The organism is Selenomonas sp. oral taxon 920, assembly GCF_001717585.1.
Classification (GTDB): Bacteria; Bacillota; Negativicutes; order Selenomonadales; family Selenomonadaceae; genus Centipeda.
Map to the genome: position 1 here is coordinate 471,921 of NZ_CP017042.1, position 16,311 is coordinate 488,231.

Sequence of the window (16,311 nt, forward strand, 5' to 3'; positions counted from 1 at the left end):
GATGGATGGGGAGGCGCTTTTATATGCTTAGCAATTTTTTCGTTGCGCTCGGTGGTGTTGTTCCCCTTTTCTGTCTCATGGCGGTCGGCGTATTTGTGAAGCGCTCGCGCCTTCTCAGTGAGGAAGAACTCCTGCATATGAACCGTATGGTCTTCCGCGTGTTCTTCTTTTTCATGATGTTCTACAACATCTACATCTCCGATCCGGGGACGGCATTTCAGCCGCTGCTCATGCTCTTCGGTGCGGGCGGCGTGCTGCTCACAGCACTCGTCTTTACGGGCGTTGTCTGCCGCATTGAGCCGGACAATGCGCGGCGCGGTCCGATGATCCAGGCGGTCTTTCGCGGCAATTATGTCCTCATGGGCATCCCGCTCGTCAGCAACATCTTCGGCGATGCGGCGATTGCGGTTCCAACCATGATGATTGCGGTCATCGTTCCGCTCTACAATGTACTCGGCGTGCTCGTGCTCGAGACCTTTCGCGGCGGACGGTTCGACCTCCTGCCGATCCTGCGCAGCGTACTTATGAACCCCATGATCCTGGGAGCGATTGCGGGTGCGCTGTGCCGCCTTGTGCAGCTGCCGATTCCTGCGCCCGTGCTGAAGCCAGTTGCGCAGATTGCGGCGGCGACCACGCCCGTCGCACTTATCATCCTCGGTGCATCCTTTCACGGTGGGAGCTATCAGGCGCATTTGCGCCAACTCGTCTTTTCGGTTGCCTCACGTCTCGTCATTGTACCCGCCATCGTGCTTCCACTTGCGATCGCCCTTGGCTTTCGTAATGTCGAGCTTGTGACGCTCATTGCCGTGTTTGCCACACCCTGCGCCGTTGCCGGCTTCGCCATGGCGCAGCAGATGCAGGCGGACGCGGAGCTGGCGGGCAACTGCGTCGTCTACAGCAGCGCCCTCGCCTGTTTTACAATTTTCGGATGGGTGTTTTTGCTCAAGATGTTGGAGTTCTTCTAATCAGCTAGTTTATGTAACATCAGACATAAAAAGGAGGGGAGTGCATCTATGCAAACGAGATCGCAGATGTCGGCTCGCATGCGCAGAGTATGTGCTCCACTCCTTTTTATGCTCTTTGATTATCTTGCCATCCTGTTTGCGGAGAAAATGGCGTTCGAACTGCACGAGATTTACGGGATGCTTGTGGGACGCACCTTCCATGTACCCGTTCCCTATCTTGTCTTTTGGATACCGCTCGTATTCATTGCCTTTCTGTGGGGGATGCAGACCTATACGAAGATGCAGCCCATTCTGGAGACCGTGCGCAAGATTTTCTATGCTGTACTCTATGCGATGATTGCGTGTATTCTGGTGCTTTACTTCATGCAGGCAGGACTTCTCGCATCGCGTCTCTATGTCATCCTTTTCGGCGTTCTCGTCCTCTTTAGCATCTATGCCGCACGTTACATCCTGCTGAAACTCCTGAAAACAACGCACACCCTGACCAAGCCCGTCATCTTGATCGGCGCGGGCAGGACTGCGGAACAGGTGCTGGGCTTTTTCGACGGAGATCTCGGTTACCGCTATGAGGTCATCGGCATCCTCGACGACCACCCGATCTCCAAGACCCTGCCGCAGCAATTCCAGCTGATGGGTACGCTGGCGGACGCTGAGACGATCATCCGCGACTCCGGTGTCGATACGGTCATCATCACAGCGCCTGGCTTGGAAAAACAGAAAATACAGTGCTTATTGGAAGATATACAACCGTATGTGCGGGATATTTCTTTTGTCCCTGATTTAGTGGGAATTCCACTTTATAATGTTGAAGCACAAACGCTGTTCAGTGAACAAATTATGTTGCTGTCGCTCCGTAATAATTTGGCACGGCGGAGAAACCGGTTGTATAAGCGTTTTTTTGATATCATTGTGGGAGGATTGTTGTGCATTGCCCTTCTTCCCATCATTCTCTTGATTTCCATCTGCATCAAAATTGATTCCAGAGGTGCAGTATTTTTTAATGCAGAACGCATCGGGAAAGATGAAAAAATATTTACCTGCTATAAATTTCGCTCGATGCATTTAAACGCAGATGCTATTTTGGAACAGTATCTGCGTGAGAATCCCGCTGCGCAGATGGAATGGAACACATTTGCCAAGCTCAAGGGCTATGATCCGCGCGTGACTAAGGTGGGGCGGTGGATTCGTAAGTATAGTCTGGATGAATTGCCGCAGATCTTCAATGTCGTTCGGGGCAATATGAGCCTCGTAGGTCCGCGTCCCTATCTGCCGCGGGAAAAGGATGATATCGGTGAGTATGTTTCCACAATCACACTGACCGTTCCGGGGATTACTGGCTTTTGGCAGACAAGCGGCAGAAACGATGTGAGTTTTGCGGGGCGCGTTGCAATGGATACGTGGTATGTACGAAATTGGTCAATTTGGCTTGATCTGGCGTATCTGTTTAAGACGGCGAAGATTGTATTTACGGGAAAAGGAGCATATTAGAAAATAAAATCTGTGGGGGCTCGGAGCGTGATATTTGTATGAACATTACAGTCATTACTTCTGTGTATAATGGTGAAGATACAATAAAGAAAACAATTGAGTCCGTCTTGGCACAGAAAGTGAAACCATATGAATACCTCATTGTTGACGGTTTATCTTCTGATCATACCGTAGAAATTGCAGAATCTTATCGTGAAGCCTTTGAAAATAGGGGAATAATATACAACATTGTTTCGGAAAAAGATAGTGGAATATACGACGCGTTCAATAAAGGTGTGCGCCTTGCAAAAGGGGAGTATATTGCTTTCTTGAATGCGGACGATTGGTATACGCCGACTGCTCTTAAGACAGTACAGGAAACGTACGCTAAGACACCTTTTGATTTCGCGTATGGTACGATTCAATATATGGGCACAAAGGGGGCAATCCTGAAAAAGAAATCACGCCTAGACAGTTTTGTATCCAGCAGGAATTGGAATCATCCCAGCAGCTTTGTTAAAAAGAATCTTTACTTGGATGCGCCATTTGATCTTCAGTTTAAAGCATATGCTGATTTTGATTGGTTCTTAAAGGTTCGAAAACGCCCTATTAAAATTGTTATCTTTCCAGAGAATGAAGTTATTGCTCATTTTCAAGCCGGCGGAACAAGCATCAATGCCGATTTTTCAAAAATGATGCAGCGCGCCTCAGAGAAGGCTTATGCTTATCGAAGAAATGGATACAGCAGGATCTATTTCTTTGAAGCATATGGGTGGGAGTTCGTGAAATACCTTTTTTCTGTTATTTTTACATGATTCATAGAATGTTGTATTTGGGAGATTAGGACATATGCCTGATGTAAGCCTGTACAGAAAAGTGTTATTTCTTGAAACGAGAAATTTTGGCGATGCGATTATAAAGAGCACGTTGATCTCTCAGTATGGTGCAGGACATCCGGAGCAGCGGGTCGATCTTTGGGCAAAGAAGCAGTTTGCAGGTATATTTTCAAGAAATACACGAATCAATAAATTTTATACCTCCGGATTTCCCATCGCCGGGATGAAGTCATGGAATATCATCACACTTGCGAGAACGATATGGACACTTCGTAAGGAACGTTATGACCTTGCAATTGATACAATGGGAGATTTTCGCGAGAGATTGCTCCTGTGGTTGGCTCATCCGAAAAGGATAATCAGTATTGAGCGAGAGCAGGGGCATCCCTTCAATCACCTGATTCGCCGAGGTTTATCGTTCCTTGTTGAGCCTGTCGTCATACCGAAGGATATGGTAAATGTCTATATCCAACTTGCATATTTACTAAAGTATTTAGATGTTCAAAAATGGACGCAGGAACCCAACGGGCTATGTGCTTCCCCTCCAATTATTGGAATACATCCTTTTGCCAGTCAGAAATGCAGATTATGGGAGTGGGAAAAATGGAATAGATTGTATAGATTATTGCTTGAAAAAGGCTGTGTTGTACAATTCTTTTGTTCCCCCGCAGAACGAGCAATTCTCGAAGAAAATATCGAGATTGATCAGAGTTCCAATATCATTGCGGGAGATCTGCAATTTTTTTTAGAAGAGCTTCGGCACATTGATTTGCTTATTTGTTTGGATAGTTTCGCTGTTCACGCTTCTTACAGTTTAGGCGTCCGCAGTATAATGTTGAATGGGGCTAATGATTTTCATATTTGGCAGACGCCTCTCAGCAGCGTTGTGACAGGAAAATTTGATTGTGAATATTGGCCATGTTACAATAAACCGAAGTGTACGGATTATAGGTGTATTCGCAGCATCAATGCAGAGGATGTGGCACAGCTTGCCTATACGCTTTTATGTAGATAATGTCTGAGAAAATACTGCGTTTAAGGAAGGATTAAATGAAAACTGTCCTGCAAATTATGACGCGAAAAAATTACCCGATTTCGGATGGCGGTCAGAAGTGCATTGCAATGCACAGCCGTATTTTGAAGTTTTTAGGTGCGGATTTGCATGGCGTCATGGGAAATGTCGAAGATCCGTGCGAGGATTGGCATGAGCATATGACAGAATTCTCCAATCTGCTTATATTTCAAAGATGCCATGCGAGCGTAAGAAAAGCGCCTTTTCGAGCCATAGCGGACTATATATTTTCAGGGAAGCCAAGAAATGCGCAGGTCTTGGCTTCCGAAGAAAATAAAAAGCAGGTGATGGATTATATTGCGCAGAATCAAATCGAAACTGTCCTGTTAGAGTCTCCTTATGCCGGGGAATACATTGATTATGACCGCTTAAAGGCCAAGAATATACGCATCATCACGTTTGCGCATAATGTAGAATATGAATTTCAAAAAGATGTGCTGTCTAAGTTTGGCTTTTTATCAAAGTTGGAAATAAACCGTACCTACCACTATGAGAAAGTGAATTTAAGGAAAGCCGATCGGGTTATTTCTATTTCTCCTGCTGATTATCATCTTTTGCAAAAAGAGTTTCAATTGGACAATATTGTATATATGCCGACGCCTTACCTTCGCTCAGAGCATAGATGGTATGATACGAACAGTGAATATATTGTATTTAACGGCACGCTGGATTTTTATCCAAATTATTACAGCATGAAGCACTTTGTATCGTCGGTGTTTTATCCATTTGTCGAAAGGCATCCGGACATAAAACTTCTCATTACTGGAAAAAATCAGGAATCGGTTCAGAAGGAATTTCGGCATAAAAATATCGAATTTACAGGATTTCTTGCGGAAGAGGAACTGTATCGTCTTATGCAGAATTGCTTGTTCCTTGTTTCCCCGGTTATAAAAGGATCCGGGACAAAAATGAAATTGGTTCAGGGCCTTTCCATGGGAATTCCAATCATTGCTTCCACGCATTGTTTTGACGGTGTTCCCTTTGATGAGAAACAGCCTGTTCCATATTTCGTAGCGGATACGAAAGAGGATTATATTCGCTGTATGGAATGCTTGTTGTCACATCGCGGGGAACGCGAACAATTGTCTGCAAATGCAGACATTTTTTTCAAGGAGCAATACGATTATCGGTACAACAAAAAAAGATGGCAGGAATTGCTCTTTTGACAGTTGGATTTAAATGTTTGGATGTGTTTCTGTGAACTAGAGACTCTTATATTTGTGTCAAAAGGAGAAGGTTTATTTTGAAGCAGTTACCCAAAATAACGATTCTTACAGCATCGTATAATGCAGCTGCAACGATTGAACAGACGATAGTAAGTGTTGTTTATCAGGATTATCCCAATCTTGAATACATCATAATTGATGGGGGCTCTACAGATGGAACGATTGATATTTTAAAGAAGTACGAAAAAGATGGACTGCGTTGGATTAGCGAACCGGATCGTGGGCTTTATGATGCGCTGAATAAAGGTGTTGGTATGGCATCGGGAGAGTATATAGAGGTTCTAGGCGGGGATGACGCGCTCGTGGATCAAAATATTATTTCTCGTATTGTGCATCAAATTGAATTGAATACGGATATCCTATGTGGTCAAGCATGGTGCGTAGATGAGAAGAGCAGTATGCAATTTCCGTATTTTAATGAGATGGCGCGAAATAAGGAGACATACCAAGGTGGAATGGTTCCCCATGCAGCGATGTTTGCTCGCAAGGAATTACTTCTGCAGCATCCTTTTGATATAAATTATCGTATTGCAGCAGATTATAAATTTTTTTTGCAGTGTTATTATGATGAAATGGTGCGAATACAATATAGTGATGAAATGGTCGCCTTTTTTTCGATAGCAGGCATAAGTTCCGATATGCAGGCCTGCCACAAAGAAGATAATAGGATTTATGAAGAGTTGGGATTGCCTTTTCATTCACCGAATGATATGCTTGCTCGGCCTATAAAGCGCAGGATGAAGAAGGCGCTTGCAGCAGTAGGCCTTTTCCCCATTGCTAAACGTCTCTGGATTCCTGTTCGGCGATTTCTTAACACGCATATCCGGTGGCAGAAACATCAATGTACAAATCCAATTTGTCGTTGGTGCGGACGTGTTGAATGAGTTTTATGTATATAGGCAGACAGGAGAATCACATGAAAAAAGCATTGATTACAGGAATTACGGGGCAGGACGGTTCGTATTTGTCCGAGCTTCTGCTCGCAAAGGGCTATGAGGTACACGGTATCATTCGTCGGCATAGCACGCCATGCATGGAGCGGATCGATCATCTCCTGTCTGATGTTCAGTATGATGGGCGGCTCTTTCTCCACTACGGTGACCTGACGGATTCGAGCAATGCACATGCACTCATTCGTGAGATTCAGCCGGATGAGGTCTATAACCTCGCAGCGCAGTCCCATGTGGCGGTTTCGTTCGAGGTGCCGGAGTATACGGCAGAGGCGACGGGTGTCGGGACGATCCGCCTTTTGGAGGCGGTGCGACAGAGCGACTTGCCGATCCGTTTCTATCAGGCATCGACATCGGAGCTCTTCGGTGGGCTTCCGGATACGGCGCCGCAGAGTGAGACAACGCCGTTCTATCCGAAATCACCTTATGGAGCGGCAAAGCTCTACAGCTTCTGGATTACGAAGAACTACCGCGAATCCTACGATATGTTCGCAGTGAACGGGATTCTCTTTAACCACGAGTCACCGCGCCGTGGGGAGACCTTTGTCACGCGCAAGATCACGCTTGCTGTTGCCCGTATCCTTGCAGGGAAGCAGGAAAAACTTTCGCTCGGGAATCTGGCTGCAAAGCGCGACTGGGGCTTTGCAGGCGACTATGTTGAGGGCATGTGGCGGATGCTTCAGCAGGATATGCCGGATGACTATGTGCTTGCGACGAATGAGACGCATACGGTGCGCGAATTTGCGGAGCTGTCCTTCCGTGCAGCAGGCATCGAGATTGAATGGCGAGGAAGCGGTGTTGGGGAGAAGGGCTATGACGCAGAAACGGGGCGTCTGCTCGTCGATGTCGATCCGCGTTATTTCCGTCCTGCCGAGGTGGAGCTTCTCTGGGGAAATCCGTCGAAGGCGGAACGAGAGCTTGGATGGCAGCGCAAGGTGTCTTTCGCTGACCTCGTCCGCATGATGGTACAAGCGGATCGAGAGAAGTACGGACATTGAGATTCCTGTCGAAGGAGAACGTATATGCACATTGTCCTGCTTTCGGGCGGTTCGGGGAAACGGCTCTGGCCGCTGTCGAATGACATTCGTTCCAAGCAGTTCATTCCGCTTTTTCGACAGAATGACGGATCGCGGCATTCGATGGCACAACGTGTCTGCGAGCAGGTGCGCCATGCTATTCCGGATGCAAAGATCACGATCGCAACATCGAAGGCGCAGGTCTCGGCACTGCGCAGCCAGCTCGGTGATCTGGTCGATATCTCTGTCGAGCCGTGCCGCCGCGATACGTTTCCTGCGATTGCACTTGTCAGTGCCTACCTGCATGATGTGAAAGGCGTTGGGTGCGATGAAGCCGTCGCCGTCTGTCCGGTCGATCCCTATGTCGAGGACGGATATTTCTCCTCGGTTCACCGTTTGGCACAGCTTGCTGCAGACGGTGCGGCGAGTCTCATGCTTATGGGCATTGAACCTTCCTATCCGAGTGAGAAGTACGGCTACATCATGCCGCAGGACAAAGAGCCCGTGAGCCGCGTCCTCTCATTTCGCGAAAAACCCGATGAAGCTGCGGCAAAACGGTACATCGAGCAGGGGGCACTCTGGAACAGCGGCGTGTTTGCCTATCGTCTGGGCTATGTGCTAACGCGTGCGCATACGCTGCTTGGATGCGCGGACTATAAGTCACTGTTTTCGATCTATGACCGTCTTGAAAAGATCAGCTTTGACTATGCCGTTGTCGAGCGGGAGAAAAATATCGGCGTTCTGCGCTATGCAGGGGCATGGAAGGATCTCGGGACGTGGAACACGCTGACGGAGATCATGGAGGAAGCCTCGCTCGGAGATGTCACGATGGATGAACGATGCCGCAGTACCCACGTTGTCAACGAACTGGATGTCCCGATTCTGGTGATGGGCGGGCAGGATCTCATTGTTGCGGCAAGTCCCGAGGGCATCCTTGTGGCGGATAAAGCAGCGTCGAGCCATATGAAGCCCTATGTTGAGCAGATCAGTCAGCCCGTTATGTTTGCCGAAAAATCGTGGGGGAGCTTCCGCATTATCGACGTGGAGGAAGGCAGCTTGACGATCAAGGTGACGTTGAATGCAGGACACGCGATGAATTACCACAGCCACGCGCGTCGCCGTGAGATCTGGACTGTCGTGAGCGGCAGCGGGACGGTTCTGCTCGATGGGAAGGAACGTGCCGTGGGCTCAGGGGATATCGTTGATATTCCTGTGGGGATGAAGCACAAGATCAGCGCAGAGGAGCATATGGTTGTAATCGAAGTTCAGATCGGCGAGGATATTGTAAAAGAGGATAAAATCAAGTGGTCGGAAGAGGTAGTACGATGATGGAAAAGGATGCAAAGATCTACGTGGCGGGGCATCGCGGCATGGTTGGCTCTGCCATCTGCCGAGAGCTTGAGCGGCAGGGATATACGAACATCATAACGCGCACGCACGCGCAGCTTGACCTTTGCCGGCAGGATGCTGTCGAGACTTTTTTTGCGGAGGAAAAGCCATCGTATGTTTTTCTGGCGGCGGCAAAGGTCGGCGGAATACAGGCAAATTCGGAAGCTCCCGCCGACTTTATGTATCAAAACATGATGCTCGAGATGAATGTCATCCATGCCGCTTGGGAGAATGGATGCAAGAAACTCGAATTCCTCGGATCTTCCTGCATCTATCCGCGTCTCGCCCCGCAGCCGATGAAGGAGGACTGCCTGCTGACATCGGCACTGGAGGAGACGAACGAGGCATATGCGCTTGCAAAGATCGCGGGGCTGAAATACTGTGCGTATCTGAACAAACAGTACACAGCGGACTATATCTCAGTCATGCCGACGAATCTCTACGGCCCGAACGACAACTACCATCCGGAGCACAGTCACGTTCTTCCCGCACTGATCCGACGGTTTCACGAGGCGAAAGAAGCGGGCGCGCCGTCCGTGACCTGTTGGGGCGACGGCTCACCGCTGCGCGAGTTCCTCTATGTCGACGATCTTGCAAACCTCTGTGTTTTCTTGATGAATCACTACAGCGGAGACGAGACGGTCAATGCGGGGAGCGGCAAGGAAATCTCGATCCGCAAACTCGCGGAGATGGTTGCACGTGTGGTGGACTATCGCGGAGAGATTCTGTGGGATACAACGAAGCCGAACGGAACGCCGCGCAAGCTACTCGATGTCTCCAAGGCGGCAGCGCTCGGTTGGCAGTACACAACAGAACTCGAGGACGGGATTCGACTTGCATACGAGGATTTTTTGAACAACCCAGTGCGTGCGGAACGGTAAGTGGATTGATGAAGCAAATGCTTCTATTGCAGCGACGTTAAGGCATATATTGACAGTCTACCTGCTTACATCTATACTGTTGTGTGTCAGGTAGCTTTTTATTGTGTCTGCAATTTGTGTCGTTGCTTAGTGATTTTGCATAGAACTAGGGAGCTTTTTCCGGATGAAATTGTTTCTGAAAATCTTTTCGATCTTCACGCCGAAGGAACTGCGCTACTGTGCCTTTTTGGTTGTTGTGATGATGGTCGGTGCTGTCCTTGAGGCGGTCGGCATCGGCGCGATCCTGCCCCTGATCTCACTTATGGGACAGCCGGATTTTCTTGCACAACATGCGGAGATTGCAGACTATGCGGCGAAGGTCGGCATTACAACGCATACAGAACTTATCATTGGGCTCTCGCTCTTCCTTATTCTTCTCTATATCCTGAAAAATCTCTATCTCGTTTGGCAGCTTCATTTGCAGATCAACTTTGCTGTCTTGAATCAGATTCAGTTTTCCAAGGAAATTATGGCAAGCTATCTTGCCAAACCCTATCTTTTCCATCTGAATCATAATACGGCAGTGCTTCTGCGAAATGTCAATAGCGGCGGTGTTATTATATTTTCTAACATCTTAGTTCCTGTTTTTCAGCTGTTGACGGAGATTATTACTGCGTTGACCATTTGGGGAATGCTTGTCCTTGCAGATCCCTTTACAGCGATTGTTGTAGCAGGTGTGATGGGGGGGCTGATCTATTCACTGCTTCGGTCATTTCGGCGCAGGATTGGTGAGACTGGGCAGATACAGAATGTATATGCTGCAGCGTACGTTCAGGCCGTGAATCAGGGACTGGGGGCGGTCAAGGAAACGAAGGTGATGCGCAAGGAACAGTTCTTCCTTCAGGAATTCATACAGAACTACGAAAAATATGGACTGGCAAATGGACAGTTCATGTTTTTGAATCAATTGCCCCGCATCATCATTGAGACGCTCATTGTATGTGCATTACTTTTCCTCATCATTGAGAAGATGACTATGGGGTATACGCCGATGGAGATCGTCCCTCTGCTCGGAGTTTTGGCACTTGCGGCTTTTCGTCTGATGCCGAGTGCGAACCGTATTGTGACCCTTTCAAACGGAATCAAGTTTCAGCTTCCGCTGTTTGAGGAGCTTTACCGCGAACTGATTGCGATTAAATCCCGCAAATATCATCAACGGAAACTCAAGATGGCAGATCTGCCGCCATCACTTCCCTTTGCCAATGTGATTCGTGTGGAGCATCTGGGGTTTTATTATCCAGGCACTTCAGAGGATGTGCTCACAGATGTCAGCTTTTTAATACCGAAGGGGAGCTTTGTTGGAATCGTGGGTCCTTCGGGGGCGGGAAAAACCACCTTTGTTGACATCCTTCTGGGGCTTTTCGTTCCGACACGCGGCAGGATCACCGTTGATGGCGTGGACATTCGCCATCAACTGCGTGCCTGGCAGGCGAATATCGCCTACGTTCCACAATCCATTTACCTGATCGATGCGACCATTCGTGAGAACGTGGCACTGGGGGAGTCCACCGATGAAATTGATGATGTTCGCGTTCACAAAGCCCTTACTATGGCAGAATTAGATTTGTTTGTGAACGCACAGCCCAAGGGCATCGAAACCATGGTCGGTGAACGCGGCGTGAAGCTCTCGGGCGGGCAGCGACAGCGCATAGGAATCGCGCGTGCTCTCTATCAGCAGCCCGAAGTTCTGATTCTTGATGAAGCAACCTCAGCTCTTGATAACGAAACGGAAAAGAGTATTACTGATACAATACTGAAGTTCAAAGGGCAGATTACCATCATTGCGATTGCGCATCGTGTCAGCACACTTGCAGAATGCGACTTCAAAGTGCGATTTGAGAATGGAAAAGCGGAAACACTATAATGGCAGCGCGAGCCTTTCTACACATAACCTTTAGAATATCTTGATTCTTACTAGGAGATGACTTACTTGTTTAACAATAGAAGTATTCTTATCACAGGTGGAACTGGATCGTTTGGAAAGAAGTTTATAGAAATCGTACTCAAGAGGTTCACACCAAAGAAGATCATTGTTTTTTCCCGCGATGAACTCAAACAGTTTGAGATGCAGCAAAAGTTCAATCAGTCTTGCATGCGTTATTTTATAGGAGATGTTCGTGATGAACCTCGCTTGAAACAGGCGATGTACCAGGTGGATTATGTTGTGCATGCCGCAGCACTTAAGCAGGTGCCTGCGGCGGAGTACAATCCGATGGAGTGCATCAAGACAAACATCAACGGTGCACAGAATGTTATCAATGCCGCAATCGCGGCAGGCGTCAAAAAGGTGATTGCCCTCTCCACGGACAAGGCGGCAAATCCGATCAATCTGTATGGTGCAACCAAGCTTGCCTCAGACAAGCTCTTTACGGCCGCAAACAATCTTGTTGGGGATCGTGAGACAAGGTTTGCGGTTGTTCGCTATGGGAATGTTGTTGGCTCGCGTGGCTCTGTCGTTCCGTTCTTTAAGAAGCTGATTGCAGACGGGGCGACGGAGCTTCCTGTGACAGATACTCGCATGACACGATTCTGGCTGCGACTGGAGGATGGCGTTGAATTCGTATTGAAGAACTTCGAACGTATGCATGGCGGGGAGATCTTTATTCCAAAGATTCCCTCTATGCGGATTACGGATTTGGCGAAAGCAATCGCTCCGAATATGCCGATCAATGTCATTGGCATCCGTCCAGGGGAAAAACTTCATGAGGTTATGTGTCCTGCCGACCTCTATTATGATACGCTTGAGTTTTCGGATCACTTCGTCATTCGCCCTTCGACGCCGATCTTTGGAGTCGATTATGAAAAAAATATGCTTGGCGAGGAAGGTAGGCCTGTTCCCGATGGCTTTGCCTATGACTCTGGTTCTAACCTACATTTTCTGACCGTTGAGGAACTGAGGGAGATGAACCCATGATTTACTACGGGAAACAGAGCATCAGTGAGACTGACATCAAGGCAGTTGAGGAGGTTCTGCGCTCCGATTTCTTGACGCAGGGACCTGCAATCGAACAATTTGAGCGTACTGTTGCGGATTACTGCGGGGCGAAATATGCGGTAGCAGTCTGCAATGCGACGGCGGCACTCCATATCGCATGTCTTTCCGCAGGGCTTGACACGGGCGAGTTGCTCTGGACGAGCCCGATCACATTTGTCGCCTCGGCAAACTGCGGACGATACTGTGGGGCGGATGTTGATTTTGTTGATATTGATGAAAAGACGTATAATATGAGTGCGGCTGCACTTGAGGAAAAGCTGCGACGTGCACGGCGAGAAAATAAACTGCCGAAAGTCGTTATTCCGATACACCTCGCGGGACAGTCCTGCGATATGGTGCGCATCAAAGAACTGTCAGATGAATACGGTTTTACCATCATCGAGGATGCATCTCATGCGGTAGGTGCAGACTACTTGGACACCAAGGTTGGAAGCTGTGCTTTTTCCGATATGACAGTCTTTAGCTTTCATCCCGTCAAGATTGTTACAACGGGGGAAGGCGGCATGGTGCTGACCAACAACCATGAACTTTACGAAAAGCTCCTGCTTTACCGCAGCCATGGAATAACACGCAATCCTGCCAAGATGACGCATGTCTCTGATGGCGCGTGGTATTATCAGCAGATTGTGCTCGGCTGCAACTATCGCATGACAGATATTCAGGCGGCGCTTGGCACCAGTCAGATGAAGCGCCTGGATGCTTTTGTTGCACGGAGGCGTGAACTTGCGGCACGTTATGATGCCTTGCTTCAGGAACTCCCACTTGTAACGCCGCATGTGATGGAAGGGGCGAACCCTTCTTGGCATATATATGTGGTACGCGTAGCGTTTGGGCAGATCAGCAAGACGAAGCAACAGCTTTTTGAGGCAATGAAGGAGCAGGGAATCATGCTCAATCTCCACTATATTCCGGTGCACCGTCAGCCATATTATGAAAAGCTCGGCTTTCGACAAGGAGATTTCCCGCAGAGCGAGAAGTATTATGACGAGGCATTCACACTTCCGCTCTACTATGATTTGACGAATGACCAGCAAGATCGCATTGTCGAATCGTTGCGAAAGATTTTATGATAACCAGAGTTTCAGATTCGGAAAAGAAGGTGCTGTTTGTGCAGGATTTGAAAGCTAAACTCTGTCTCGGGACGGTGCAGTTTGGCATGCAGTACGGCATCAATAATTCGCTTAAGCGCCAACCGACAGATGAGGAAGTCTGTACTGTTCTGGACATAGCTCTTGCTCAGGGAATTCATATGTTTGATACGGCAAGCGCTTATGGGACGGCAGAAACTATTTTAGGCCGCTATGGGCTTGTGAAGAAGGCTCATATTGTATCGAAGCTGTCTCCCGGTGCTGCAGATTGTAAAGAAGAGGTGCTTGCCGAACTTCGTTGCTCTCTTCAGCGTTTAGGGGCAGAAAAACTCTTTTGTTACATGCTTCATCGTGCAGAAGATTTAGACAGAAGCGGCATTATGGATGGAATGTGTACTGCGAAAGAACGTGGTCTTACAGAAAAGATCGGGATCAGCGTTTATGGGCCGCAAGAGGCCATGCAGGCAGCACAGGATGATCGCATTGATGCAATACAAATTCCGTATAATGTGCTCGATCAACGCCTTGATGTGTGCTGTTTTTTTGAATTGGCAAAGAAAAACAGCAAAATAATCTTTGCAAGGAGTGCCTTTTTACAGGGGCTTCTCCTTATGAATCCAAGAGCTGCAGAGGCAAGGGTCAAGGGCAGTGGCCGATTGATAGAATGCTTTCAAAAGAAGGCTCAAGAGAGTGATTGTTCACCTGTTGAGGCAGCAATGCTTTATGCGCTTTCGCATCCTCATATTGACTATGTTGTATTTGGTGTTGATACACCTGACCAGCTGATAGAGAATATTAAAATATCGAAGAAAGGGGCCGCGTCGATGCGGTGCTATCAGCATCTGCAAGGCGCTTTTTTAGATACACCATTGGAAATTATTCAACCAAATCTTTGGTAGGGGGAATATTTATGACACAGAATATGATTTTTAAAAATGGAGAAGGAGATCAGTGGTACAAACGTAATAAATCAAAGTTGGTTCCAAAAGAAGATTATGTTTGCCGCATGATTGAAAATATTGGTGTGCGGCCGCAGCGGATTGTGGAGCTTGGATGCAGCAACGGCTGCCGGTTGGAACACTTGCGGCAGAAGTATAACGCTGTGTGCTATGGATATGATATTTCGCATGAAGCGATTGAGGCAGGGAGCAAAGCATTTTCCCATGTTCATTTGGCGCAGAAGGCGCTGCATGAGGTTCCCTCTGATGAAACGTTTGATCTTGTAATCTGCAACTTTGTATTGCATTGGGTTGATCGAAATCATCTGGCGCAATCGATGGTCACTATTGATGCGCTTGTCCGAGGAGGGGGGACGTTAGTGCTTGGCGATTTTTGCCCCGACTATCAGCAAAAAAGAAAATATCATCACTTGCCAAATGAGGAAGTTTATACCTATAAACAAGATTATGCGGCATTTTTCAAGGCGATAGGCTTATATCGGGAAGTTGCAGTATTTACATTTAATCATGATAAACTAATATATGGATATGCACCATCTGAAGAGCGGGGGATGTGTACAGCCCTTCGTAAGATGGAGGACAACGAATACTATGTATTGGTGTAATTAAATAATGTGCACATTTTTTACGTTCACTAGGAGGAAATATATTGGTTTTAGCAATTCTGCAGGCAAGGACTTCCTCCAGGCGTCTGCCAAGAAAGGTGCTGCAGCCTCTCTTGGGGCGTGCGATGATTCTTAGACAAATGGAACGGCTCAATCGAAGCAAGGAAATTACTAAGATCGTTCTTGCAACTAGTGTAGATGAAAGTGATGATATGCTTGCCGCGACAGTCAAGACAGCTGGGTACGCGCTCTATCGCGGCAGCCTCGATGATGTTCTTAGGCGTTACTATGCCTGTGCAGCAGAATATGCTGCAGATCATATTGTGCGTGTAACGGGAGACTGCCCACTCATTGACTGGCGTGTTGTTGATGATGTGATTGTGCGGCATCTTGCCGAGCAGAATGACTATACGCATACAACGGAACGATTCCCAGATGGACTTGATACTGAGGTCATGACATTTGCTGCCCTCACACGGGCGCATCAGGATGCAAAAATGCCCTCCGAGCGGGAACATGTCACTCTCTACTTCCGCAATCATCAGGAGCTATTTCGCATTGGCAGTGTGGACGCAGCGGCGGACTATGGTGACCTGCGTTGGACGGTGGATGAGCCACGTGATTTTGCTTTTGTTGAGGCTGTGTATACCGAACTCTTTCCACGCAACAATGACTTTGCTATGCAGGACATCCTTGCATTGCTCGATGAGAAGCCGGAGCTGCGGGAGATCAATCAGGGAATTTTACGCAATGAGGGGTTGCAGAAATCCATAGCAGAGGATGCACTGCTGTTATAGTTGGGGCGTGGAGAGGCGAGGAGGAG

15 protein-coding genes are annotated in these 16,311 nt (G+C 47.9%); all 15 read left to right on the forward strand.

Annotated features, from left to right (window positions below; all coding sequences use genetic code 11):
* Positions 1 to 23 precede the first annotated feature (23 nt).
* Positions 24 to 965 carry an AEC family transporter gene (locus BCS37_RS02175; RefSeq protein ID WP_069179942.1) on the forward strand — a complete coding sequence of 314 codons (942 nt, stop codon included), beginning with the start codon at positions 24 to 26 and terminating at the stop codon, positions 963 to 965.
* 48 nt (positions 966 to 1,013) lie between these two features.
* Positions 1,014 to 2,453: an undecaprenyl-phosphate galactose phosphotransferase WbaP gene (gene wbaP / locus BCS37_RS02180; protein ID WP_069179943.1), complete on the forward strand. Its 1,440-nt coding sequence runs from the start codon at positions 1,014 to 1,016 to the stop codon at positions 2,451 to 2,453.
* Positions 2,454 to 2,491: 38 nt separating this feature from the next.
* Complete coding sequence (locus BCS37_RS02185; protein ID WP_069179944.1) at positions 2,492 to 3,247, forward strand: glycosyltransferase family 2 protein; 756 nt, start codon at positions 2,492 to 2,494, stop codon at positions 3,245 to 3,247.
* Between the two features lie 34 nt (positions 3,248 to 3,281).
* Positions 3,282 to 4,283, forward strand: a complete 1,002-nt coding sequence (locus tag BCS37_RS02190) for a glycosyltransferase family 9 protein (RefSeq protein ID WP_069179945.1) — start codon at positions 3,282 to 3,284, stop codon at positions 4,281 to 4,283.
* Between the two features lie 35 nt (positions 4,284 to 4,318).
* The gene (locus tag BCS37_RS02195) at positions 4,319 to 5,506 is read left to right on the forward strand and encodes a glycosyltransferase (RefSeq protein WP_069179946.1); all 1,188 of its coding nucleotides are present in this window, start codon (positions 4,319 to 4,321) and stop codon (positions 5,504 to 5,506) included.
* Between the two features lie 77 nt (positions 5,507 to 5,583).
* Positions 5,584 to 6,450: a glycosyltransferase family 2 protein gene (locus BCS37_RS02200; protein ID WP_069179947.1), complete on the forward strand. Its 867-nt coding sequence runs from the start codon at positions 5,584 to 5,586 to the stop codon at positions 6,448 to 6,450.
* A gap of 32 nt (positions 6,451 to 6,482) precedes the next feature.
* Positions 6,483 to 7,514, forward strand: a complete 1,032-nt coding sequence (gene gmd / locus BCS37_RS02205) for a GDP-mannose 4,6-dehydratase (RefSeq protein WP_069179948.1) — start codon at positions 6,483 to 6,485, stop codon at positions 7,512 to 7,514.
* 24 nt (positions 7,515 to 7,538) lie between these two features.
* Positions 7,539 to 8,861: a sugar phosphate nucleotidyltransferase gene (locus BCS37_RS02210; RefSeq protein WP_069179949.1), complete on the forward strand. Its 1,323-nt coding sequence runs from the start codon at positions 7,539 to 7,541 to the stop codon at positions 8,859 to 8,861.
* Positions 8,858 to 9,802, forward strand: coding sequence for a GDP-L-fucose synthase family protein (locus BCS37_RS02215; RefSeq protein WP_069179950.1), 945 nt, complete (start codon positions 8,858 to 8,860; stop codon positions 9,800 to 9,802). Before BCS37_RS02210 ends, BCS37_RS02215 begins: the two co-directional genes overlap by 4 nt.
* Before the next feature lie 163 nt (positions 9,803 to 9,965).
* Positions 9,966 to 11,705: an ABC transporter ATP-binding protein gene (locus BCS37_RS02220; RefSeq protein WP_069179951.1), complete on the forward strand. Its 1,740-nt coding sequence runs from the start codon at positions 9,966 to 9,968 to the stop codon at positions 11,703 to 11,705.
* A gap of 66 nt (positions 11,706 to 11,771) precedes the next feature.
* The gene (gene pseB / locus BCS37_RS02225) at positions 11,772 to 12,755 is read left to right on the forward strand and encodes a UDP-N-acetylglucosamine 4,6-dehydratase (inverting) (protein ID WP_069179952.1); all 984 of its coding nucleotides are present in this window, start codon (positions 11,772 to 11,774) and stop codon (positions 12,753 to 12,755) included.
* Positions 12,752 to 13,906, forward strand: a complete 1,155-nt coding sequence (gene pseC, locus BCS37_RS02230) for a UDP-4-amino-4,6-dideoxy-N-acetyl-beta-L-altrosamine transaminase (protein WP_069179953.1) — start codon at positions 12,752 to 12,754, stop codon at positions 13,904 to 13,906. Before pseB ends, pseC begins: the two co-directional genes overlap by 4 nt.
* Positions 13,907 to 13,944: 38 nt before the next feature.
* Positions 13,945 to 14,823 carry an aldo/keto reductase gene (locus BCS37_RS02235; protein WP_083205806.1) on the forward strand — a complete coding sequence of 293 codons (879 nt, stop codon included), beginning with the start codon at positions 13,945 to 13,947 and terminating at the stop codon, positions 14,821 to 14,823.
* Positions 14,824 to 14,834: 11 nt separating this feature from the next.
* Positions 14,835 to 15,488, forward strand: a complete 654-nt coding sequence (locus tag BCS37_RS02240; protein WP_069179955.1) for a class I SAM-dependent methyltransferase — start codon at positions 14,835 to 14,837, stop codon at positions 15,486 to 15,488.
* 44 nt (positions 15,489 to 15,532) lie between these two features.
* Positions 15,533 to 16,285, forward strand: coding sequence for a cytidylyltransferase domain-containing protein (locus BCS37_RS02245; protein WP_069179956.1), 753 nt, complete (start codon positions 15,533 to 15,535; stop codon positions 16,283 to 16,285).
* Positions 16,286 to 16,311: the final 26 nt, after the last annotated feature.

What these genes read in the sequence shown, in the direction of transcription:
- gmd (WP_069179948.1), top strand. Translation starts at nt 6,483, where the DNA reads ATGAAAAAAGCATTGATTACAGGAATTACGGGGCAGGACGGTTCGTAT.
- BCS37_RS02190 (WP_069179945.1), top strand. Translation starts at nt 3,282, where the DNA reads ATGCCTGATGTAAGCCTGTACAGAAAAGTGTTATTTCTTGAAACGAGA.
- BCS37_RS02185 (WP_069179944.1), top strand. Translation starts at nt 2,492, where the DNA reads ATGAACATTACAGTCATTACTTCTGTGTATAATGGTGAAGATACAATA.
- wbaP (WP_069179943.1), top strand. Translation starts at nt 1,014, where the DNA reads ATGCAAACGAGATCGCAGATGTCGGCTCGCATGCGCAGAGTATGTGCT.
- BCS37_RS02175 (WP_069179942.1), top strand. Translation starts at nt 24, where the DNA reads ATGCTTAGCAATTTTTTCGTTGCGCTCGGTGGTGTTGTTCCCCTTTTC.
- BCS37_RS02210 (WP_069179949.1), top strand. Translation starts at nt 7,539, where the DNA reads ATGCACATTGTCCTGCTTTCGGGCGGTTCGGGGAAACGGCTCTGGCCG.
- pseC (WP_069179953.1), top strand. Translation starts at nt 12,752, where the DNA reads ATGATTTACTACGGGAAACAGAGCATCAGTGAGACTGACATCAAGGCA.
- BCS37_RS02215 (WP_069179950.1), top strand. Translation starts at nt 8,858, where the DNA reads ATGATGGAAAAGGATGCAAAGATCTACGTGGCGGGGCATCGCGGCATG.
- BCS37_RS02220 (WP_069179951.1), top strand. Translation starts at nt 9,966, where the DNA reads ATGAAATTGTTTCTGAAAATCTTTTCGATCTTCACGCCGAAGGAACTG.
- BCS37_RS02195 (WP_069179946.1), top strand. Translation starts at nt 4,319, where the DNA reads ATGAAAACTGTCCTGCAAATTATGACGCGAAAAAATTACCCGATTTCG.
- BCS37_RS02240 (WP_069179955.1), top strand. Translation starts at nt 14,835, where the DNA reads ATGACACAGAATATGATTTTTAAAAATGGAGAAGGAGATCAGTGGTAC.